19 protein-coding genes are annotated in these 20,507 nt (G+C 42.4%); 13 read left to right on the top strand and 6 right to left on the bottom strand.

From position 1 onward, the window contains the following. The first annotated feature begins 221 nt into the window (after window positions 1-221). Entirely contained in the window at window positions 222-815 is a 594-nt protein-coding gene (locus FTU79_RS07630) for a LysE family translocator (protein WP_180049490.1), read from the top strand. 19 nt (window positions 816-834) lie between these two features. Here the strand turns inward: FTU79_RS07630 and FTU79_RS07625 are convergent, their stop codons facing one another. After that, a complete protein-coding gene (locus FTU79_RS07625) occupies window positions 835-1,461 on the bottom strand; it encodes a DedA family protein (protein WP_078191514.1) in 627 nt (208 codons plus the stop codon). Window positions 1,462-1,655: 194 nt separating this feature from the next. On the opposite strand from FTU79_RS07625, the gene FTU79_RS07620 reads away from it, so the two are divergent. Together FTU79_RS07620 and guaA are read left to right on the top strand one after the other, a co-directional pair. After that, window positions 1,656-2,078, top strand: coding sequence for a DoxX family protein (locus FTU79_RS07620; protein WP_180049488.1), 423 nt, complete (start codon window positions 1,656-1,658; stop codon window positions 2,076-2,078). A gap of 212 nt (window positions 2,079-2,290) precedes the next feature. Beyond that, the gene (guaA, locus tag FTU79_RS07615) at window positions 2,291-3,859 is read left to right on the top strand and encodes a glutamine-hydrolyzing GMP synthase (protein WP_078194056.1); all 1,569 of its coding nucleotides are present in this window, start codon (window positions 2,291-2,293) and stop codon (window positions 3,857-3,859) included. Between the two features lie 224 nt (window positions 3,860-4,083). Here the strand turns inward: guaA and FTU79_RS07610 are convergent, their stop codons facing one another. Both FTU79_RS07610 and FTU79_RS07605 read right to left on the bottom strand, forming a co-directional pair. Continuing rightward, window positions 4,084-5,418, bottom strand: a complete 1,335-nt coding sequence (locus tag FTU79_RS07610) for a GGDEF domain-containing protein (protein ID WP_171262679.1) — start codon at window positions 5,416-5,418, stop codon at window positions 4,084-4,086. A 145-nt stretch (window positions 5,419-5,563) separates the two neighbouring features. Next, the gene (locus FTU79_RS07605; protein ID WP_180049486.1) at window positions 5,564-6,739 is read right to left on the bottom strand and encodes a GGDEF domain-containing protein; all 1,176 of its coding nucleotides are present in this window, start codon (window positions 6,737-6,739) and stop codon (window positions 5,564-5,566) included. 392 nt (window positions 6,740-7,131) lie between these two features. Between FTU79_RS07605 and FTU79_RS07600 the strand changes: the two genes are divergently transcribed. From FTU79_RS07600 to FTU79_RS07590, 3 genes are all read left to right on the top strand, one after another. Further along, window positions 7,132-8,079, top strand: a complete 948-nt coding sequence (locus FTU79_RS07600; protein ID WP_180049484.1) for a pirin family protein — start codon at window positions 7,132-7,134, stop codon at window positions 8,077-8,079. 68 nt (window positions 8,080-8,147) lie between these two features. Next, window positions 8,148-8,546, top strand: coding sequence for an OsmC family protein (locus FTU79_RS07595; protein WP_180049482.1), 399 nt, complete (start codon window positions 8,148-8,150; stop codon window positions 8,544-8,546). Between the two features lie 151 nt (window positions 8,547-8,697). Further along, window positions 8,698-9,375 (top strand): glutathione S-transferase family protein, encoded by a 678-nt coding sequence (locus FTU79_RS07590; protein ID WP_180049480.1) that lies wholly within the window; start codon window positions 8,698-8,700, stop codon window positions 9,373-9,375. Here FTU79_RS07590 and phoR read toward each other — a convergent pair. The 3 genes from phoR to FTU79_RS07575 form a co-directional block, all read right to left on the bottom strand. Next, complete coding sequence (phoR, locus tag FTU79_RS07585; protein ID WP_180049478.1) at window positions 9,372-10,730, bottom strand: phosphate regulon sensor histidine kinase PhoR; 1,359 nt, start codon at window positions 10,728-10,730, stop codon at window positions 9,372-9,374. The genes FTU79_RS07590 and phoR overlap by 4 nt on opposite strands. 23 nt (window positions 10,731-10,753) lie before the next feature. Beyond that, window positions 10,754-11,464, bottom strand: a complete 711-nt coding sequence (phoB, locus tag FTU79_RS07580) for a phosphate regulon transcriptional regulator PhoB (RefSeq protein ID WP_078194048.1) — start codon at window positions 11,462-11,464, stop codon at window positions 10,754-10,756. 229 nt (window positions 11,465-11,693) lie between these two features. Next, window positions 11,694-12,377, bottom strand: coding sequence for a TetR/AcrR family transcriptional regulator (locus tag FTU79_RS07575; protein ID WP_111885789.1), 684 nt, complete (start codon window positions 12,375-12,377; stop codon window positions 11,694-11,696). 224 nt (window positions 12,378-12,601) lie between these two features. Here FTU79_RS07575 and FTU79_RS07570 point away from each other — a divergent pair, with 224 nt between their 5' ends. The 7 genes from FTU79_RS07570 (at window position 12,602) to FTU79_RS07540 (ending at window position 20,505) form a co-directional block, all read left to right on the top strand. After that, the gene (locus FTU79_RS07570; protein WP_180022186.1) at window positions 12,602-13,432 is read left to right on the top strand and encodes an SDR family oxidoreductase; all 831 of its coding nucleotides are present in this window, start codon (window positions 12,602-12,604) and stop codon (window positions 13,430-13,432) included. A gap of 535 nt (window positions 13,433-13,967) precedes the next feature. Next, the gene (locus FTU79_RS07565; RefSeq protein WP_180049475.1) at window positions 13,968-15,449 is read left to right on the top strand and encodes a carbohydrate porin; all 1,482 of its coding nucleotides are present in this window, start codon (window positions 13,968-13,970) and stop codon (window positions 15,447-15,449) included. Between the two features lie 33 nt (window positions 15,450-15,482). Beyond that, complete coding sequence (locus tag FTU79_RS07560; protein WP_180049473.1) at window positions 15,483-16,538, top strand: ABC transporter substrate-binding protein; 1,056 nt, start codon at window positions 15,483-15,485, stop codon at window positions 16,536-16,538. Window positions 16,539-16,547: 9 nt separating this feature from the next. After that, on the top strand, window positions 16,548-17,801 hold the full coding sequence (locus FTU79_RS07555; protein ID WP_180049471.1) for an MFS transporter: 1,254 nt from the start codon (window positions 16,548-16,550) through the stop codon (window positions 17,799-17,801). Continuing rightward, window positions 17,798-18,646 carry an ABC transporter permease gene (locus FTU79_RS07550; RefSeq protein WP_180049469.1) on the top strand — a complete coding sequence of 283 codons (849 nt, stop codon included), beginning with the start codon at window positions 17,798-17,800 and terminating at the stop codon, window positions 18,644-18,646. Before FTU79_RS07555 ends, FTU79_RS07550 begins: the two co-directional genes overlap by 4 nt. Beyond that, window positions 18,643-19,437 carry an ABC transporter permease gene (locus tag FTU79_RS07545; protein ID WP_180039779.1) on the top strand — a complete coding sequence of 265 codons (795 nt, stop codon included), beginning with the start codon at window positions 18,643-18,645 and terminating at the stop codon, window positions 19,435-19,437. The genes FTU79_RS07550 and FTU79_RS07545 overlap by 4 nt, the downstream gene beginning before the upstream one ends. Before the next feature lie 12 nt (window positions 19,438-19,449). Beyond that, window positions 19,450-20,505, top strand: a complete 1,056-nt coding sequence (locus FTU79_RS07540; protein ID WP_257224267.1) for an ABC transporter substrate-binding protein — start codon at window positions 19,450-19,452, stop codon at window positions 20,503-20,505. Window positions 20,506-20,507 lie beyond the last annotated feature (2 nt).

The raw sequence follows: 20,507 nt of genomic DNA, 5'->3' as shown, positions 1-20,507 counted from the left end.
TTTGAGTCAAATAAACTGCACTATTTAGAGTCAATAAAATATTTAAATCTATGAAAAAATTAAATTAAATATCATTCGTAAATTTTAATACCTTCTTCTGGTCTTGAACATTCAGCGTGAGTGCATTGACTTGTACAAGGATAAAACTGACCTAGCGCGTACTTGTTTTTTTAAATTCATTTCGGCTAAGGTGTGCGCTTTGAAACATTGTCTGGATATTTATGATTGAGAGTTGGCTTTTTGTATTGGCAATGATTGCGGTGATGATGACGCCGGGACCTAGCAATGCACTAATGGCAAGCTCTGCACATCAACAAGGCATTGCAAAGACGTGCATGCTGATTCCTGCAGAATTATTGGGCTATTTCTATGCCATTAATTTATGGGCGATGATTATTCATTTAAGTGCTCCAGTGTGGCCGAATTTAATTCACTTGCTACATTTTCTCAGTATTGCCTATGTTTTATGGTTGGCTTTTCATTTGTGGAAATCGACGCATTTACATCAGTACAATCAAAAACATCCTTCAATTCAACCACGTGAATTATTCATTTCCTCGTTAAAAAATCCGAAAGCGTTGCTTTTTGCTGCAGGTATTTTCCCGATTGAAACTTGGGCTAGCCCATTAAATTTTATTTTGGTTTTCGCTGTATTTAGTGTGGTTTTGCTGCCGGTTGCGTTGTTTTGGATGTCATTTGGACGGACGATTTTGGCCGGTAAGACCCAAAAAATTAAGGCCGATCTTCTGTATAAAGGGTCGGCCCTGATGCTGATTTTATGTATGTTTCCCGTGGTTTTGCGCTTTTTTGCTTAAAGGCGTTCACCACATCGGTTTATTTCTTTAATTTTGCTCGAATAAAACCAATCACACCCGGTAAAACACTAATAATAATGATGCCAAAGATCAGATGGGTGAAGTTATCTTTCACGATTGGCATATTGCCAAATAAATAACCCAAAGTGATAAATGAGCCAACCCAGCAAATCGCACCAATCATGTTAAAAGTCAGGAAGTACTTGTAGTTCATGCTGCCTGCACCTGCGACAAAAGGCGCGAAGGTTCGTGCAAAAGGAATAAAGCGGGCAAAAATAATGGTTTTACCACCATGTTTTTCAAAGAATTTTTGCGTATTCACCAAATGTTGACGGTTAATGAAGCGTGATTCAATTTCAAAGACACGTGGGCCAATATATTTACCAATATGGTAGTTCAGCGTGTCGCCCAAGACTGCCGCGATAAACAGCAAAATCACCAAAACCCACGGATCCATGGCACCTGTTGACGCAGCGAGCGCGCCTGCTGCAAACAGAAGACTGTCACCCGGTAAAAAGGGCATGACGACTAAACCGGTTTCAACAAAAATAATCAGGAACAGAATTGCATAAATCCATACGCCATAATTGGTAATGAACTCGAGTAAATGGTCATCAACATGTAGTATAAAATCAATCAGTTCCATGGGGCTTATATGCGTAAAATAGTGGTCTGATGCTATCAGTCTGGGGCAGCAAAGTCAGTATTAAAACGTAATTAATTATCAGTAAAACCGTTCTATATATAGAATGATGAGTATTATAAAAGCATATTTAAAGAGAATAAGAAACGACCTAATCTAAGCACATCTTTTGAACAGTATTAAGAATAGGTTTCAGTATGCTTAACCCAAATTTGATGGTGAAAAATCTGAGTCAACAGCCGCAAATCAATGCAGTGATCAGTCTCGTTGCACGTATATTAATGGCTTATATTTTTATTGTGGCAGGTTGGGGCAAAATTACGGCTTACACTGCAACAGCAGGTTATATGGAGTCAATGGGTGTACCGGCAGGGCTTCTTCCGATTACTATCTTAGTCGAGCTAGGTGGCGGCTTAGCTTTATTGTTTGGTTTTCAAGCACGTTTTGCGGCATTGGGTCTAACCGTATTTAGTTTAATCACTGCGTTTTTATTCCATGGTGGTGCTGAAGATGGCATTAACTTTATGAAAAACTTGGCGATGTCTGGCGGCTTATTATTTCTCATGTTACATGGTGCTGGTCAATTTAGTTTTGATCATTGGATCGAAAAATCAAAATAAAGCGGTCATGAGTCCGAGCATCCATCAAAGCGGCGTTCTGCCGCTTTTTTCATGTCTACCGCTGATTGAAAGCGGATGGGTAAAGTCCTGAAATGTGTTGTAAAAAACACCGTTTGGCTTGTGGTTTTTGCCCCTGTCCGAATAGTGTGCGAAAGTCCAAGAAAAATGTTAGAATACGGCGCTTATATTCGTTGCCTGCATAGTTGTTTGCCATGACTACCAATACCCAAATTACTGAAGACCGTATCCTGATTTTGGATTTCGGTTCTCAATATAGTCAGCTTATTGCACGTCGTGTACGTGAAGCTGGTGTTTATTCAGAAATGTACGCATTTGATATGTCTGAAGAAGACATTCGTGCATTTAACCCAAACGGGATCATTCTTTCAGGTGGTCCAGAAAGTGTTCATGAAGAAGGTAGTCCGCGCGCACCACAAGTTGTATTTGAACTTGGTGTACCTGTTTTAGGTATTTGCTATGGTCTACAAACCATGTCAGAACAGCTTGGCGGTAAAGTTGAGCCAGGTACTGTGCATGAATTTGGTTATGCAGAAGTTGATATTAAAGTCCGTGATGCTTTAATTGGTGATCTTGAAGATACCAAAGACCAATTAAAAGTATGGATGAGTCATGGCGATAAAGTGACTCAAATTCCTGAAGGTTTCCAAATCACTGCCAGCACACCAAGCTGCCCAGTGGCGATGGTTTCTGATGAAAAACGTCGTTTCTACGGTATCCAATTCCACCCTGAAGTGACACACACTGCGAAAGGTGCTGAGTTATTGTCTAACTTCGTACATGGCGTATGTGGTTGCCGTAACTTGTGGAACTCAGAAAACATCATCGATCTTCGCGTAGAACAACTTCGTGAGCAAATTGGTGATCAAAAAGTTCTCTTGGGTCTTTCAGGCGGTGTCGATTCATCTGTTGTAGCTGCACTTTTACACCGTGCGATTGGCGACCAATTGACTTGTGTATTCGTAGATAACGGTTTACTTCGTTTGAACGAAGGCGAGCAAGTGATGGACATGTTTGCGAAAAACATGGGTATTCGCGTGATTCGTGCCGACGCTGAAAATCGCTTCTTAACAGCGCTTGCTGGTGAAGTTGATCCAGAGAAAAAACGTAAAATCATCGGTCGTGAATTCATTGAAGTGTTTGCTGAAGAAGCACGTAAGCTTGACGGTGTGAACTTCCTTGCTCAAGGTACCATTTACCCAGACGTAATTGAATCTGCAGCAAGCAAACAAGGTAAAGCACACGTGATTAAATCACACCACAACGTGGGTGGTTTACCTGAAGATTTAGCATTCGAATTGGTTGAGCCAATCCGTGATTTATTCAAAGACGAAGTACGCCGTTTAGGTACAACTTTAGGTCTTCCATTTGAAATGCTTTACCGTCATCCATTCCCAGGCCCAGGTCTAGGTGTACGTATTCTTGGTGAAGTGAAAAAAGAATATGCAGATATCCTTCGTCTAGCAGATGACATCTTCATGCAAGAACTTCGCGCAAGCGGCTGGTATGACAAAACTGCGCAAGCATTTGCTGTATTCCAACCCGTGAAATCGGTTGGTGTGGTGGGTGATGGCCGCCGTTATGCATGGGTGATCGCGCTTCGTGCTGTAGAAACTGTGGACTTTATGACTGCACGTTTTGCACACCTTCCTTATGACCTTGTAGACAAGATTTCTACACGTATCATGAACGAGATTGCTGAAGTTTCTCGTGTTGTTTATGACGTATCGTCTAAACCACCTGCTACGATTGAGTGGGAGTAATTTAGGGATTTCAAGAAACAACGTTTCTTGCCTAAATTACGGCAAAGGCTATGCCTGCGCCAGACTGGGGTTTCACGAAGCACTGCTTCGTGCCAGTTTTACGCCATGAACAAGATTTAAAGCACTGCTTTAAATTTTGTGCAAGATGCCTGTGGCAGTATCTCATTTAAGATATATCCAATAAAAAAAGGACGCCTCGGCGTCCTTTTTTATATCTCAACATTCTATTTATAAACAATTGACCAACTACTATCGCTTTCATTATTCGGTTCAGCTTTAGGCTTCGCTTTATGGGTAAAGCTTTGCCAAGACTTCGTCGATTTACGTTCGGGTTTCATGCTTGAATCATAGCGCTCTACACGGTTACGGCCATTTTCTTTTGCCTGATACAGCGCAATATCAGCTTGCTTAATCAGTTCAGTTAAATTTTGTTTATGTGATTTAAGCTGTGAAACACCAATGGAAACGGTAAATTGGATCGGGTGATTTGCGACATTCAGCAAAGATTGATTTTGAAGCGTTAAACGAATACGTTCCGCGATCAACATTGCATCCTGTATTTGCGTTTCCGACAAAAGCACAATAAATTCTTCGCCACCAAAGCGAGCCAAAACATCTTTTTGGCGCATTTCTTTGCGGGTGGTTTCAGCGATACATTGCAGCACCTGATCACCAACATCATGCCCGTAATTATCATTAATATGTTTAAAATGATCGACATCAAACATCAGTAAGCAGGTGCTTGCGGGTGTTGGCCATTCATGGATGCGATGTTCAGCCAGTTGAACAAACTGACGACGGTTATATAACTGGGTGAGCTCATCTGTATGCGCTAGATTTTTCAGCGTATGCATATTCCAATCGTCAAGCAGGGTGCGTAAAAAATGACGTCGTGCATTGAGCGTATTGTTCCAGCTCATATGCAGGCTGATCATCCAAACGGGAATAGACACGACCACAAAAATCAGCGCTTCTTGCCATGATAAAAGCTGACTCACCGCAAAATATACCAATAGCGAAATGAGACCCGAACAATACAAGGCAGGCTTAAATTGTGTTTGTACGCAGACATTGGCAATTAAAATAAAGATCGCCGCACCATAGATATAGGACGAGACCATTGGGCTATTTGAAGCCAGTAATAAGCCAATCCAAATCGCGGTGCTACAGACCGTACCAATCGGTAAGATCATGTCGAGCACACGAATATCTTTTTTGTATTTAAACAGATAGAAGCTGACCAATAGGGCAGCAATAATCATGGCCACTCGAGAAAGACCTGACCAAAAGAACATGTCAGGGATAATAAAAATGTCAGCAAAAAAATAAAGAAGAAACGTAATCTGCGCCATGTAGTTTACTTGACGCAAATAAGGTAACTGATGGGCATACTGATGTTGTAGAAAATAATTTCTAAACTGCGTAGGAATACGTGCAAAAGGATCTGCAATGGCTTGTTCAATCTCGGCACGATTGGCAAGATCACACTCAGAAAGTTTCAAAGTATGAGTATGATTTTTACGAACTTCCTGAGCAGACGAATTAGTCCGAGAACTCATTCGTACATCAACAGACATGTCCCTTCTCCATAAAATGGCTTAGGATAAATTATGAACAAAAAACACACAAAAATATCTACCTGAAACTTGGGATTTTTCGAATGAATGATAAAAAATTGTCTGATGAATGTTACAAAATATATTATTAACTTGCTGTTTTATAAGTTGAAATTTGATTGCGTCCTGCAGATTTTGCTTGGTAAAGTGCCTGATCGGCCATGCGAATTACACTTTGTAAATCTCGGTTTTTTTGACCAAATTCGGCAACACCAATTGAAACGGTAAATTTAAGTTTTTGTAGTGTATCAAGTTCTAAATAATCATCGGCTATTGCCCGTCGCAGACGTTCGGCAATGTCTTGAGCCTGACGCAGGTGTGTCTGCGGTAAAAGAATTATAAACTCTTCACCGCCGAAGCGGGCAATGATGTCTTGGCTACGTAAAGTATGTCGGCATGTTTCGGCAATATGTTGTAAAACATGATCACCAATATAGTGCCCAAACTGATCATTAATATTTTTAAATTTGTCGACATCAAAAATCAGTAATGAAAGTGGCTGTAACGGTTTGGACTGATGATGAATATGATAATTGGCAAGTTGAATAAATTGACGGCGATTGTTTAAGCCGGTCAGCACGTCGGTATGCGCCATAATATTGAGCGCTTCACGGTTCAACTGATCGAGTTTACTGTGTAAAAATACAATTCTGGATTTTTGCGTTGAATTCCAACTGATATACAAACTAAATAACAACACGGGCGAATAGATCAATATAAACAGTTGCAGTTGATGGATATTGCCAGAAATGGCGAAATACACCCCAATCAGTAAAATAAGACTGATACATAGAGAAATGAGCACAGCAGCCTTAAAGCGGATTTGCACACATAAATTGGCTAACACAATAAAAACCAAAGATGCATATAAATAGATCGGCACATCGGGGCTATTGGATAAATTGAGTAGGCTAAACCACAGCGCAGAAGCACCAACGATCGATAGGGGAAGCATCAAGTCAAAGAGTAAAATGCTCTTACTATATGTATAAATGCCCCATGTGATGCCCATCATCAGTAAGGTATAGGCCGTTTTTAAGCTTATCGCGAGCAAACCCACATCGGGCAACATAAACCAATCCGCTATGGCATAAGAGAGATAGGCCAATTGTGCAACGATGTTGACTTGCAAAAAGAATTTAAAAAGTTGATGACGATGATAGTGGAAAAATTCTTGACGAAATTGAGCAGGAACGCGAACAAAGGTTCCTTTCAAGGCTTTTTGGATCAGTGCACGTGATTCTTTCTTATACTCATTAATCATGCAAGATTACCGATGGGTGAGCATGGTTTGTATGTAAGTTTATGTAACTAAAATAATCTATATCATTTTTATTTAAAATTAAAAACGTTATTTCAATGATTTGTGAATTATTTGGTATTGTTTGGTCAAAAGTGAGTGTTAATTTGTGTTACTTAAATTTACATTTCACGTGATCTGAACAAGTAATTTCGCATTGGGTGTTGTCTAAATAAGCATCAATAACTGTTATGCTGTATGTCATATTAGGCAACAAAAAAACGATTGTCCTATCTCTGTGATTCAGCGTATTAATGACAGCTGAAGAAGATTGAGTTAATGCAGATATAATGGAAAAAATGCATAGCTCTAGCCGATAGTCCTTGCATCGGCTTAGCCAAATTTAGGGTAAGAATATGACCAATACCAATTACACAGAAATATCTCATTCCGACGATTGTGAAAAATACGTCAATCAGTTCATTCAAGAATTTCCACTGCGCCGTGCTGAAATTGGTCAAGGCACAGTGATAAAACGTGCTTTACCGAGTCGGCATAAACGGATGATTGGTGCATGGTGTTTCCTTGACCATGCCGGTCCAGTGCATTTTCCTCAAGGTGATGGCTTAGATGTTGGGCCGCATCCACATATTGGTTTGCAAACATTTACATGGATGATTGATGGCACCATGATGCATACCGACAGTTTGGGCACACATCAGTTAATTCAGCCCAAACAAGTCAATCTCATGACAGCGGGTTATGGTATTTCGCATACTGAGGTTGCTCCAGAGTCTGAAACACAAATGCATGCTGCGCAGCTTTGGATTGCATTGCCAGATGACAAAATCAATATGGCGCCCCAGTTTGACCATTACCCAGAGTTGCCAGTGGTGACACAAGACGGGATTGAATTGACGGTCTTGGTCGGTGAATTTTTACAGACTAAATCGCCGGTAAAAGTACATAGTGAATTATTAGGTGTCGATCTGCGTGGTTCGGAAAGTCAAAGTACCGTCTTGCCGCTCAATCCAAAATTTGAATATGGCTTTATGGCCCTCGAAGGGACTGCCAGTGTCAATGGTCACGAGCTCAATGAAGACAATATGGTGGTACTTGAGCCGGGCTTAACCCAAGTCAAAATTGACCTACATGCAGGTGGCCGTGTTTTATTATTAGGAGGTGAACCTTTTGAATCACCGATTTTGCTGTGGTGGAATTTTGTGGGGCGCACACAAGAAGAATTGAATATTGCCCGTGAGCAGTGGATTAATCAGGACGAACGCTTTGGCTCTATTCCAGACTATGATGGTCCACGACTAGAAGCACCGGCGTTCCCTGATAAAATGCGTCCATCACGTTAACTTAAAAATAAAAATGAACAGCCGTACCTGTGGTAAAAATGGTGCAGCATAACCATGAGGGAGTCATTATGGGTATCGTCGCAACGGCAACAGTAAACACCTTACAAGCACCATGGTCAGGTGAAGTTCAGAGTGGAAAACATCAACTTATTACAGATAAGCCCGAATCATTTGGTGGCGGGGATTTAGGTTTAGCACCGTATGATTTACTGTGTGCCTCCTTAATTTCATGCACCATGATTACTTTGCGCATGTATGCAGCACATAAACAAATTCAATTGGGTGAGTTTAGTGTTGAGGCAGACTTTTGTGCGAACCGTGAAGGTGCTGAATGGATTGAGCGACGTCTACATTTTCAAACGCCCTTGGATGCAGAATTAGAGCAAAAAATCTTGTCCATTTGTGAAAAAACCCCAGTGACAAAAACTTTATTGCGCAGTGTAGACATTAAAACCACTCTAGTTTAATTTAAATGCAGGTCGCTGCTGTACTGTGCAAAATTTAGTTTTGATATAGCCCTAAGCAGTGATCTGACACTTTTTATGATTTAAGTACTTCAAAATAATAATGGCTTGCCAGAAATAAGAAAATTTTAGACTTCATATAGGAGATGAACCCATGCGGGTGCTACATCATCTAGAAAAATCTCGTTCATTTCGGATTTTATGGGCAATGCAGGAATTAGGACTGGATTATCAGGTTCAGTTTTATCTGCGCCAGCCAAATTTGTCTGCTCCCCCTGAGCTTAAAGTCATCCATCCTTTAGGGAAGTCGCCCATATTGCAGGATGATGGACTGGTCTTGGTAGAATCTGCAGCGATCTTGGAGTATTTACAAGAGAAGTATGATCGGCATGATTTCTTTGCAGCCAAGGCGGAACATTCAAAACAACAATATCGCTTTTGGATGCATTATGCCGAAGGTTCTCTAATGCCGTTGTTGGTGATGCAGTTGGTCATGAGCAATGTGCCACGCCATGTACCTTGGGTCATCAAACCCGTAGCTAATCGCATTTGTGATGGGGTCAAAAAAGGTTTTGTACGACCTCGCTTAAAAGAACATATCGAGTTTTTAGAAAACCATTTAGCGGAAAATGAATATTTTGCGGGACCGTTTAGCTTTGCGGATATTCAGATGACGTTTCCATTAGAAGCCGTCATGACCAGAACTCAAGGGCGATATCCACAAATTCAGGCTTTCTTACAACGGATGCAACAGCGTCCTGCATATCGCCGTGCCAAACAACAAGAAGAACAGTTGGAAGCACAGCAAGACCGGCAGGATGATTCTGCTTAGCTCACATGATACAAGCGTTCTTTAGGGAAGACGACTTTAAACAGCGAACCACGGTTTTCTTTGGACTCAATTTCAAGGTGTGCCTGATGTTGCATCAAAACGTGTTTCACGATGGCAAGACCTAAACCTGTGCCTCCCGTTTGGCGACTACGTGCGCTGTCCACACGGTAAAACCGTTCCGTTAAACGGGGTAAGTGTTTCGGGTCAATCCCGATACCCGTATCTTCAACGGTAAAATAACCATGCGTACCATCATCATGCCAACCAATGGTCACAGTACCGCCTTTGGGGGTGTATTTAATTGCATTGGTGATGAGGTTACTAAAGGCACTCGCCAATTCCATATCTGATCCGATCAGGTCACAGTGACTATCAATATCGAGATTCAGTGTATGTCCATAATCCACATTGTAAGCATGTGCATCGTCATATAGTTGGTTCATTAGGCTGGGCATTTCAATGATTTGATTTTTAGCAACTTTTTTATCATTTTCCAGACGAGATAATAATAACAAGTCATTAACCAAAGCATTCATACGGCGGGTTTGAGACTGCATTTGATCGAATGCGCGTTTCCAGCGTGGATTTAAATCTTCCTGATCGGTAAAGGTTTCGATATAACCACTTAAAACCGTGAGCGGTGTGCGTAACTCATGTGAAATATTATCGACAAAGTCTTTACGCATCTGCTCAAGGTTATGCATACGTGTGACGTCATAGGCCACCAATAAACGACTTTCGCGACCAAAACGGGTCAATTTGACTTGCACATAATGGTCTTCGAGCACTGATGATTTCATTTTCAAACCATCGGGGGCTAAATCGATATTGGTAAAGTATTCGATAAAACTGGGCTGTCTTAAAATGCTTAAAATATTGCGCCCTTGATCGAGCTGTTGAATCCCCAAAAGCTTTTCTGCGGCAGGGTTCCACCATTCGATTTGGTGTAATTCATCAATCAATACCACAGCTTCAGCAAGTGCCACCAAGGAAGATTGAGCGCGGTCGATCAGACCAACCATTTCAGCTTGTACAATGCGTTCTTGACGCTGCGCACGGTATACATTAAAGAGCAAAGCCCCCCAAATACCGTCTAAATTTGGCGGGACATCATAGGGACGATTTGAAATCCATTCGTTGACCAAGTACAGCGAACGCATTTGCAATGCAAAGAACACTGCAAAGGCGATTAAGATGCAGATCCATAAGTACCCGATACCAAAGCCGATGAGTGCAGCAATGAGTAGGAAAAATGCCAGAAGTCTCAAATCCTGCTTGGCAAAAGTCCATAAACTGCTGTAACGGAATTTTTTATGTTCACTGGCAAGTTCAGGGACGGGATACGGTTCGTACATAGAAAATTAAAGACCTAAAATGACTAACCCATCACAGCGTCTGCACGGGTAGAGAAACGGTAACCTGTACCACGAACAGTTTGGACATAACGATCGGCTTGGAAAGGTTCAAGAACTTTACGCAAACGACGAATATGAACGTCAATGGTACGGTCCTCAATATACACGTTTCCACCCCAAACCTGATCTAATAATTGAGCACGGGTATAGGCACGTTCAGGATGAGTCATGAAAAAGGCCAATAGACGATATTCAGTCGGTCCCATATCTAAAATGGTGTTGCCAAAGCTGACACGTTGGCTGACTGGATCGAGGATTAAGCCATTGGCATCAATGGTTTTTTCACCACCCAAGGCATTTGAGCGACGCAGCACCGCTTTAATGCGTGACACCAACTCACGGGTGGAAAAGGGTTTGGTCATGTAGTCATCTGCACCCGCGTCCAGACCTTGGACTTTATGGTCTTCTTCGCCGCGCGCAGTGAGCATGATGACTGGAATTTCTGACAAATTTTCATCGCGTTTTAAACGACGACATAGGTCTACACCACTCACGCCGCCAGGCATCATCCAATCTAATAAAATCAGTGCAGGACGCTGATCCACAATCATTTGGTGCGCTTGTTTGGCATCTTCAGCTTGCTGACATTGAAAACCAGCCATATCCAGTGAAGTATGGATCATTTCCCGAATCGGGAGTTCGTCGTCGACGATTAAAATATAGTCATCTTTCACAGCGCAATACCCTATTTTATGTAAACGGTAGACCGTTTTATATTTATGACAGGCTTATTACAAAGATTAATTATGACAGTATCATTGCAAAAATGATCTTTCATTGGGGTTTAGAAAGAAATTGTGACAATTTAAATCCTGAAATATTCAACAACATGGGCTTTGCATCATGCTGCTGTCACAAAAAAATCATTCAAAAAATTGTAAAGATCAGTGTTGAGCTCAGAATTTATTTCCTGGGTTTTTCAGAAAAAGCATCCAACAAGGCCAAAAAGACCACGCTACATGACGATAAAACTTCGTCAATCGGCTGTTTATAACCACTCATGACCCAGCGAATCGCAATTTGGGTGACATAACCATTGAGACCGGTTGCAACCATCGAAATTTCACGTTCTGAACGATCAATATTCGGCATCATCAGCATGACAAAGGCATGAATCATACGGTCAAAGCGCATCATGGTTTCATGAATTGTGGCTTGGTTATGTAGCTCTTGTACCAACATAGCATCGATGTAAATGATGCGCGCCATACGGGGATTATTTTTTAAAGTTAACAGTAGGGCGGTTAAACCTGCTTCAATCATTTTTTTAGAATCGGTGGATGCTTGCATGATGGCTTGCATCACGTTTTGTTGCAGTTCATCGATTAATTTTAAAAAGATGGTCTGGAACAGTTGCTCACTTTTCTTAAATGATTCATAAAAATAGCGTTCGGTCAGCTTGGCTTCCAAACAAATATCTTTCACGGTCACGGAAAAAAAGCCATGTGTACCATAGGCTTCTATACCGGCTTCAATCAGTTTTTCACGTCGCGCTTGCTTACGTTCACTGAGAGAAAGCCCTTTAAATTGACGTTCCTTCACATTTTTTGCCTGTTGTTGTTCTGTGTGATTTGTTGCATCTGTCATGAAAATATACGCTGAACTAAAGCAGAATTTTGTCTTATTTTAGCAATAATTTCAGTTTAAACCTATGTTTAAGCATTGGCGATTTCAACAGCTTAGCACGTCCTAAGATGACATTGACAATATGTATTGTCAAAACTATATTAAGTCGACGAACTGCACACATTGGCAAATGAGATCACGCTGTGATAAAGCCAAGCGGCAGCATAAAGGAATAAGGAATCACAATGAAAAACTTCAAAAATAAAGTGGCTGCCATTACAGGTGCAGGTTCAGGTATTGGTCAGCAATTGGCAGTGCTTTTGGCGAAACAAGGCTGTCATCTGTCTTTAAGCGATGTGAATGAGCAGGGTCTTGCGGCAACCGTAGACTTAGTGAAAGCCAGCAATGTACGTGTAACCACGCAAAAACTCGATGTGTCAGACCTTGCGGCAATGAAAGCATGGGCAGCACAGACCGTTAAAGATCATGGTTCGGTGAATATGATTTTTAACAATGCGGGTGTGGCATTGGGCACGACCGTTGAAGGCGCAAGCTACGAAGAGCTGGAGTGGATTGTCAATATTAACTTCTGGGGTGTGGTTTATGGCACCAAGGAGTTTTTACCGTATATTAAGCAAAGTGGTGAAGGTCATATCATCAATATTTCCAGCTTGTTTGGCTTAACGGCACAGCCAACACAGTCGGCATATAATGCCACTAAATTTGCAGTACGTGGCTTTACCGAATCTTTACGCCAAGAATTGGATATTGAAAACTGTGGCGTGAGTGCGCTATGTGTTCATCCGGGCGGGATTCGTACCAATATTGCCAATGCCGCAAAAATGAATGATAGCCTGAAAAGTTTAGGCATGAACCCGCAAAAATCGGCACAGTCCTTTAATAAATTCTTGCGCTGTCCACCTGAAGAAGCGGCTCGTCAAATCATTGAAGCAGTACAAAAAGATAAGCGTCGTTTATTGATTGGTAATGATGCAAAAGCGATTGATTTAATTCAACGTTTTCTACCGACGGGCTATCAAAAATTAACAGCGATGGCGACTAAATTTGGTCAATAAGCGGTAATTAAAATCGATTGAAAGCCCACGTCAGTGGGTTTTTTTTATGCCCAAAGGAAAGCCCAAGGCGTATTGCTTATTTCATAAAATGAGATATAAAAATGGAGATATCTGATGATTTGAAATAAGCAACTGTTGAATAACCAACAGTTTTTTGGCGTCAAAACCAACAGAATCTATCGGGTTTGAATAATAAAACTTTAAAAAATAAATACTTAAAATGTTGGCACAGTTGTTGCCATATTAGAGTGAACAAAACTCACCACTGTATGGAACATTTATGAGTACTTTTACGCATCGATATCTTTCTGCTTTTCGTGTCCTACAACAGGCATGTTGTTGTGCTATGACACTCGCGATGATGCGCGCTTAAATTCTAAAAGCTGTCTTCGAGTTTCGGTCGTGCATAAGTTGAATAAAACCTACGACCACTCAGATTAATTTTTAAAAAACCCACGCAGTACATTCACTTCATGCACCTTGCATGGGGTTGGGGGATTTTGCGCTTTGGGAAAAATGTTAGTGAAACCAAATCATGAAAAAAACCACATTAACCGTTGCGGTCGGACTGATTTTATCCGCAACCAGTCAGCTGAGTTTTGCATCCGATGAAGCACTTCAGCAAGAACTGAGCAGCTTAAAACAACAAATTGAGAGTTTGCAAAAACGCTTAAATGCCGTGGAATCTGGTGCGACGAAAAGCCAAGTCGTCGAAACGGCCGCTGTGACGACAGAAGATACGAGCAACGCCGCTGATGTTGAAGGTGAAACGCAGGTTGCAGAAGTAACCACAGCAACATCCGAAGATATCGACGGCTTACGTGCAGATATTGAAAACTATAAGTACGATCAGTCACGTCAATATGAACGTCAAACCACCAAATCGACCCGTGACACAACCCTGTATGGCACGGTTCAACTACGTGCCAGTGCGCTCGATGAAACGGGTGTGTTGGGTTCAACCAAATCGACATTTGATATTGGGACTGCGCTGATCGGTGTACGCGGGAATTTATTCCGTGATTATAACGAAGGCAAAAACCTCGATTATCAATTGTCCTTTGGTTATGGCAAACGCAATGATGGCACCAATAACAGTAACTTTAATTTACTGGATGCCTTTGTTCGCTATAACGCTTTTGCCACCAATGCGGGCCCCGAAACAGCCAAACTCAACTTTACGCTCGGTCAGCAGTTATTGCCCTTTGGTCTAGATGTGCAGTCTCCTGAAGATTTGCGTCCAACCATTAGTACCGCTGCAGCTTCGACCTTTTTAGGACTGTTTAATCGTCAAAATGGATTTATCGTCCGTGGAGATGCCAAACCTTTTGTCGACTTTGCATCGAACTACCGTGCGCCGCTGTTTGAGTATGCCTTAGGGTTGACCAATGGGAACGCCAGTAATAAGGCAGATGACAACAACGGCAAAGATTATATCGGTCGTGTGGCTTTTACCTTGCCAGTGGACTACGCCAGCATTTTCCGTGAGTTGAAGTTTGGGGCCTCTTATATCAAAGGTGAATCGAAAATTTCAGCCGGCGGAATCACTGATAATGCTGCAAAACGCGATCGTTTGGGTTTCGATATTTATTATAACCACGCCCCATTTGGCGTGACTTATGAATATCTGCAAGGCAAGACCGATTATGTCGACACTGTAGCCCAAGACATCAAAGAAGCCAAAGCGGAAGGGCATACTTTTACTGCTTTCTACACCTTGGGCGATCAGTTCTACAACAGTATTAAATCCAATGCCAAATTTGATGATTTCTGGCCAAAGTCAGTCCAAGGCTATTACCGTTTTGACCGCTATAACCCGAATAAAAACAACGCAAGCTATCTCGACACCGCGAGCGGTCGTATTGGTGAATATGACATTCACTCTTTGGGCTTAAATCTGTTTTTTGCGCAAACCACAAAATTCCAATTACAGCTGAATCACTACCTGTTTGATGTCGAAACGGCAAATCAAAAAGACACCAATGAGCTGCAAGCTCAAGTTCAGTACACCTTTTAATTCAAATATTTAAACCATTAAGGAACATTTAAAATGAAAATTATCTCTAAAAAAATCGCAGCTACATTCTTGGCACTTTCAGCACTTGGTTTAAGTGTTCAATTGCATGCTGCCAATCCCAAAGAAATTCGTATTTCTGTATCAGCTGCGGGTGAGGGGGGTAAACCCAAAGTGGGCGGTAGTTTTGTAGCTACAGCACATTTACGAGGTGTGCTTGAACAAGAATTTAAAAAAGATGGCATTAAGGTGAATTGGCTGTTCTTCCCCGGGGCTGGACCTGCAACTAACGAAGCTTTAGCTAATGGCAAAGTTGACTTTGCATTGCATGGTGATTTGCCCTCATTGGTTGGACGTTCAACGGGATTAAAAACCAAAGTGTTGTTTTCAACAGGGCGTTTTGGCCCAACTTATGTGGTGGTGCCTGCCGGCTCTAATGCCAAATCCTTTGCAGATCTAAAAGGCAAAAAATTCTCCGTCTTTAAAGGCACCAATGGTCAGATCGTCTTTAACCGTGTATTAGCAAAATACAATTTAACTGAGCGCGATTTACGAGTGATTTCGCAAGATGCCTATTCGGCACGTACTGCGTTAGCGACAGGTGATATTGATGCCACGATTACTTCACCATTTAGTTTGCAAGCGCGTGGAGTGGCGAAAACTTTAGTTGAAATTAAAGATCCCAAAGTTGCACCGATTGCGCACTTTTGGGTGACAGAAAGTTTTGAAAAACAATATCCAGAGGTGGTGCAACGTGTCGTGACGACACTGATTAAACAAGCGCAGTGGAGTTCTCAAGAAGCCAACCGTAGTGCGCAATATAAACTTTGGGCACAAAGTGGCATTCCGTTGGTGGATTATCAAAAAACATGGGATGGTTGGAATTTAAAAGACCGTACTACACCGCTGCTCGATGAATTCCATCGTTCACAAATTGATAGTGCTTTAAAAATTGCCAAAGATGCACGCTTAATCCGTCGTGATGTGGATACCAAAACGTGGTATGAGCCGAAGTATCTAAATAATGCCTTGAAAGAGCTGAAGTTAGAGGGTTACTGGCGCCAATTTAATGCTCAAGGTCAACCGAAGTAAGTCACAGCCATGAGTCGTCCGATTGAAAGCAATGTAATTGCCAGTCCATTAACCACCAAATTTATGAGCAGTTTTGTGCTGCTCACGATTTTGGCTGGACTGGGTGTAGGCGTAGCACGGGTATTAATTTCCTTGTATGCCGTGCATTTAGAAGCCACCGAATTGCAATTGGGGTTAATTTCTGCAGCGCAAAATTTTGGCATTTTGATCATGGCATTGCCGATTGGCGTGTTGGTACAGCGCGTTGGGTCTTTGAAAATATTCTGCATCGGCAGTGTGTTGGGCGCTGTGATCTATAGCTTAACGCCACTCAAAGCCGGTGCATGGTATCTCTTTGCGGTGACAGCCTTGGTGAGTTTTGTCTTACCCATGCGTTTTGTTTCGATCAATACCGTTTTTTTGAGCAACTTAAAACGTCTAGGTCCAGCCCGTGCGGGTTGGTTTCGCGGTTCGCACATGATGGGATATTTCCTGATTGCGCCTGCGCTGAGCGTGTTGTTGATCGAGCATTTCGGCTATGGCGGAAGTTTTTATGTGGTGTCTTTGCTTTTTTTAGGCACCTTGCTGTTGGCTCCGTGGTGCTTTCAACGTAGCACTCCGCAAGCGACGAATCACCCGCATTTTCAATGGCGAGATATTGTGGCGCCTTTGGCACTCATCAAAACCCATGCCTCGCTGCGGATTGTTTGCATATTGGAATTTTTGAGCAGCGTGGCAAATAACTACTTTGGCTTTTTCATTGTGGTGATTGCTATCCAAAGTTTTGCACTTTCAGAGCCAATGGCGGTGATGCTGCTGACCGTACAAGGCATCGTCTTTGTGGGATCGCTATTTAGCATGGGCGGTTTGGCTGAGCTGATGGGTTATCAAAAGTTTTATTTGATTGGCCTAAGCCTGATGGCAACGGCATTACTGATTTTAGCCTTAACCAAAATCACGCTGTTGATGTGGCCTGCTTCGGTCATGTTTGGACTAGGGCTCGGTATGTTGCATATCGCCAATTTTATGTCTTTCGCCCGAGTGGGTGAGCAAACCGCGATGGCTAAGATTTCTCCAATTTTAGCCCTCGTCGGACCTTCGGGTGGACTGTTGGGTGGCTTGATAGGCGCCGTATTTGGCGCACAGGTTGGACTACAAAATTTATTTTTACCGATCGGGCTGGTGTTTATTGGTCTGATTATTTTGATCAGCAAAGATCAGGAATTTATTCAATTTTTAAAACCTGATGTCTCAGAACAGAGCGTAAAAGGACAAGAATTATGAGCCTTACGGATGTATCTGCACATTCGGTTCCCTTGCAAAGTGACCGAAGTGCGTTGGATTTTTTTAAGACCTATTTAAAACTAACTTTGCAAGTGGCGTGTGGACTCCTGATGCCAGTTTTGTTGTTGGGTCTATGGTATGTGGCAACACTTAAACAGTGGTTGCCTGAGCAGATTTTACCTGCACCGAGTCTGGTGTGGCAAAGCACAGTCGAATTATGGCAAAGCGGTGAATTGAGTTTTCATTTTGCCATCAGTGCCAAACGTATTTTATGGAGTGTCTTGCTTGGTGCCAGTGTCGGGATTTTGCTTGGTACTGTGTTGGGATTAGCAAAGCGTAGTCGGGACTTTATTTTTCCAACGGTGAATCTTGTTGCGCAATTTCCCATAGTTGGCTGGATTCCATTATTGATGATTTTCTTAGGCATCGATGAGGCTTTGAAGATTGCCGCTATTTCATTGGCTGTGTTACCACCGCTGTTGATTGCAACCTATAAGGGCATTACTCATGTGCCGAATAGTTTGATGGAAGTGGCAGAGGTTTACCAATACAGCAATTGGCAGAAATTCAAAGAAGTGATTTTCCCAGCTGCACTACCCAGTGTGATCAGTGGTTTACGTCAAGGCATTATGCAGGCGTGGTTGGCATTGGTTTTTGTCGAGTTATTAGCAAGTAGTGAAGGAATTGGTTATCTCATGGTGTGGGGACGTCAGCTAATGCAGATGGACTTGATCTTCATGGCGATCATTCTGATTGGTATTACGGGCTATGTCTTAGATACCTTGCTGGCTTGGTTAGAAAAAACTGCGCGCTTTCACGCAACCCGAGTAGGAGGGAACTTATGAGCATTCTTTCATTACACGGGGCAGCGCGCCAAGTCTTAGTTAAAGCAGCAAAAGCACTCGTTCTACCTGTGGCATTTATCGCACTGTGGGCAGTGGCCTCACAGCAAAATTGGGTCGATCCGAAGTTGATTCCTAGTCCATGGCTCGTGCTGCAAAAAGCAGTAACCGTGCTCCAACAACCGAGCTTTTTGACAGGCTTTGCCGAAAGTTTGGCACGTAATTTTATTGGCTATGGCATAGGTGCGATAGCGGGTGTGTTATTTGGCATCTTAATCGCGAGTTCACGCCTTTCGAATTGGTTATTTGCACCGAGCTTTCATGTATTGCGTCAAATTTCACTGTTTGCATGGTTGCCACTAATTTCGACTTTTTTAGGTGAGGGACATGGCGCCAAAGTGCTGTTTATTACTTTGTCGGTGTTTTACCCCGTGGCGCTACATACCTTTGAAGGCGTGAGCAGTATTTCGCATAAATATCGTGAAGTGGCCGAAGTCTACCAATTTCCCAAGACATACGCGTTTCGTAAATTGATATTACCCGGTGCTTCGGCGCAGATTTTTGTCGGTTTACAACTTGGGCTGATTTTCGCATGGCTTGCCACCATCGGCTCTGAATTTTTATTGGCGAACTATGGCAATGGTCTAGGCAATATCGTGATTCAAGGGCGTCAGGCTTTTGATGTCGAACTGATTATTTTTGGCATGTTGCTGATAGGCATTGTGGGCGTGTTGCTCAATACGGTACTGACTTGGGTTGAGCGTAAAGTTTTAGCTTGGCAGCAGGTTGGATAGGAGAACATAACAATGAAAAAAATGACAATCCATAACATTCCTCAACTCTGGCGCAATATGTTCCTTGCAGCATTGGTCGGTGGCACAGCCTTGGTTGGTTGCAGCACACAGCGAGTGGATGAACCTCAGCAAGTGGCTTTAAAAGAACTACGCTATCAAAGCTATCCGGGACTGGTGTCATTACCTGAATTGGCACAAGACTTGGGCTATTTAGGCGACGTTAAACTCAGTTATGTCGGCACGGTACAAGGTGGGCCACAAGATTTACTCACTTTGGTGGCCGGTGATGTTGATTTTGCTGGCGCCTTTAATGGTGCTGTGGTGAAAGTCATCGCTGCGGGTCTAGATGTCGTTCCCGTAGTGGCTTCTTATGGCAGTGATGCTGAACAAAACGTGGGTTTTTATGTGCTAGAAAATAGTCCTATTCGTGGCCCACGAGACTTTATCGGCAAGAAAGTCGCAGTGAATGCCTATGGGGCACATTATGACTTTGTGGTGAAAGATTATTTGGCCCGTCATGGCTTAACTGATGATGAAATCCGTCAGGTCGAACTGATTATGTTGCCACCCGTGAGCTCAGAACAAGCTCTACGGAATGGGCAAATTGATATTGCAGTGTTCTCTGGCATTTTGGAAAAACGTGCCTTAAAAAATGGTGGTGTACGCAGCATCTTTAAAGATATTGATTTATACGGCCCCTTTACCGCAGGGAGTTTTTCGATGCGAGGAGAGTTTATTCAAGAACATCCCGAGTTGGCTCGCACTTTTGTCAGTGGCGTGGCCAAAGCTCAAGAATGGCTACACCACATGCCGAAAGAGCAAATCATTGCCCGTATGGAAAGCATTATTGAAAAACGTCAACGCAATGAAAATACAGCACTGATTCCATATTACACAGGCACAGGTGTCCACGAAGTGGGTGGTGTGCAAAAAGATCAGGATTTTGCACCATGGGTGAGTGCCTTAGAAAAAGAACACAAATTAAAACCAAATCAAATTGAGGTCAGTCGCATCTATAGCAATGAATTTAATCCCTATGCGAAAGACCAAAAATCAAAAGGAATATAACA

It is taken from the genome of Acinetobacter sp. YH12144 (assembly GCF_013418345.1).
Classification (GTDB): domain Bacteria; phylum Pseudomonadota; class Gammaproteobacteria; order Pseudomonadales; family Moraxellaceae; genus Acinetobacter; species Acinetobacter amyesii.
The sequence above is the reverse complement of the archived record's forward strand: the minus strand, read 5'-3'. Positions and strand labels throughout refer to the sequence as shown.

Coding starts and splice junctions, on each gene's coding strand:
- FTU79_RS07630 (WP_180049490.1), top strand. CDS start 222: ATGATTGAGAGTTGGCTTTTTGTATTGGCAATGATTGCGGTGATGATG.
- FTU79_RS07625 (WP_078191514.1), bottom strand. CDS start 1,461: ATGGAACTGATTGATTTTATACTACATGTTGATGACCATTTACTCGAG.
- FTU79_RS07620 (WP_180049488.1), top strand. CDS start 1,656: ATGCTTAACCCAAATTTGATGGTGAAAAATCTGAGTCAACAGCCGCAA.
- guaA (WP_078194056.1), top strand. CDS start 2,291: ATGACTACCAATACCCAAATTACTGAAGACCGTATCCTGATTTTGGAT.
- FTU79_RS07610 (WP_171262679.1), bottom strand. CDS start 5,418: ATGAGTTCTCGGACTAATTCGTCTGCTCAGGAAGTTCGTAAAAATCAT.
- FTU79_RS07605 (WP_180049486.1), bottom strand. CDS start 6,739: ATGATTAATGAGTATAAGAAAGAATCACGTGCACTGATCCAAAAAGCC.
- FTU79_RS07600 (WP_180049484.1), top strand. CDS start 7,132: ATGACCAATACCAATTACACAGAAATATCTCATTCCGACGATTGTGAA.
- FTU79_RS07595 (WP_180049482.1), top strand. CDS start 8,148: ATGGGTATCGTCGCAACGGCAACAGTAAACACCTTACAAGCACCATGG.
- FTU79_RS07590 (WP_180049480.1), top strand. CDS start 8,698: ATGCGGGTGCTACATCATCTAGAAAAATCTCGTTCATTTCGGATTTTA.
- phoR (WP_180049478.1), bottom strand. CDS start 10,730: ATGTACGAACCGTATCCCGTCCCTGAACTTGCCAGTGAACATAAAAAA.
- FTU79_RS07575 (WP_111885789.1), bottom strand. CDS start 12,377: ATGACAGATGCAACAAATCACACAGAACAACAACAGGCAAAAAATGTG.
- FTU79_RS07570 (WP_180022186.1), top strand. CDS start 12,602: ATGAAAAACTTCAAAAATAAAGTGGCTGCCATTACAGGTGCAGGTTCA.
- FTU79_RS07565 (WP_180049475.1), top strand. CDS start 13,968: ATGAAAAAAACCACATTAACCGTTGCGGTCGGACTGATTTTATCCGCA.
- FTU79_RS07560 (WP_180049473.1), top strand. CDS start 15,483: ATGAAAATTATCTCTAAAAAAATCGCAGCTACATTCTTGGCACTTTCA.
- FTU79_RS07555 (WP_180049471.1), top strand. CDS start 16,548: ATGAGTCGTCCGATTGAAAGCAATGTAATTGCCAGTCCATTAACCACC.
- FTU79_RS07550 (WP_180049469.1), top strand. CDS start 17,798: ATGAGCCTTACGGATGTATCTGCACATTCGGTTCCCTTGCAAAGTGAC.
- FTU79_RS07545 (WP_180039779.1), top strand. CDS start 18,643: ATGAGCATTCTTTCATTACACGGGGCAGCGCGCCAAGTCTTAGTTAAA.
- FTU79_RS07540 (WP_257224267.1), top strand. CDS start 19,450: ATGAAAAAAATGACAATCCATAACATTCCTCAACTCTGGCGCAATATG.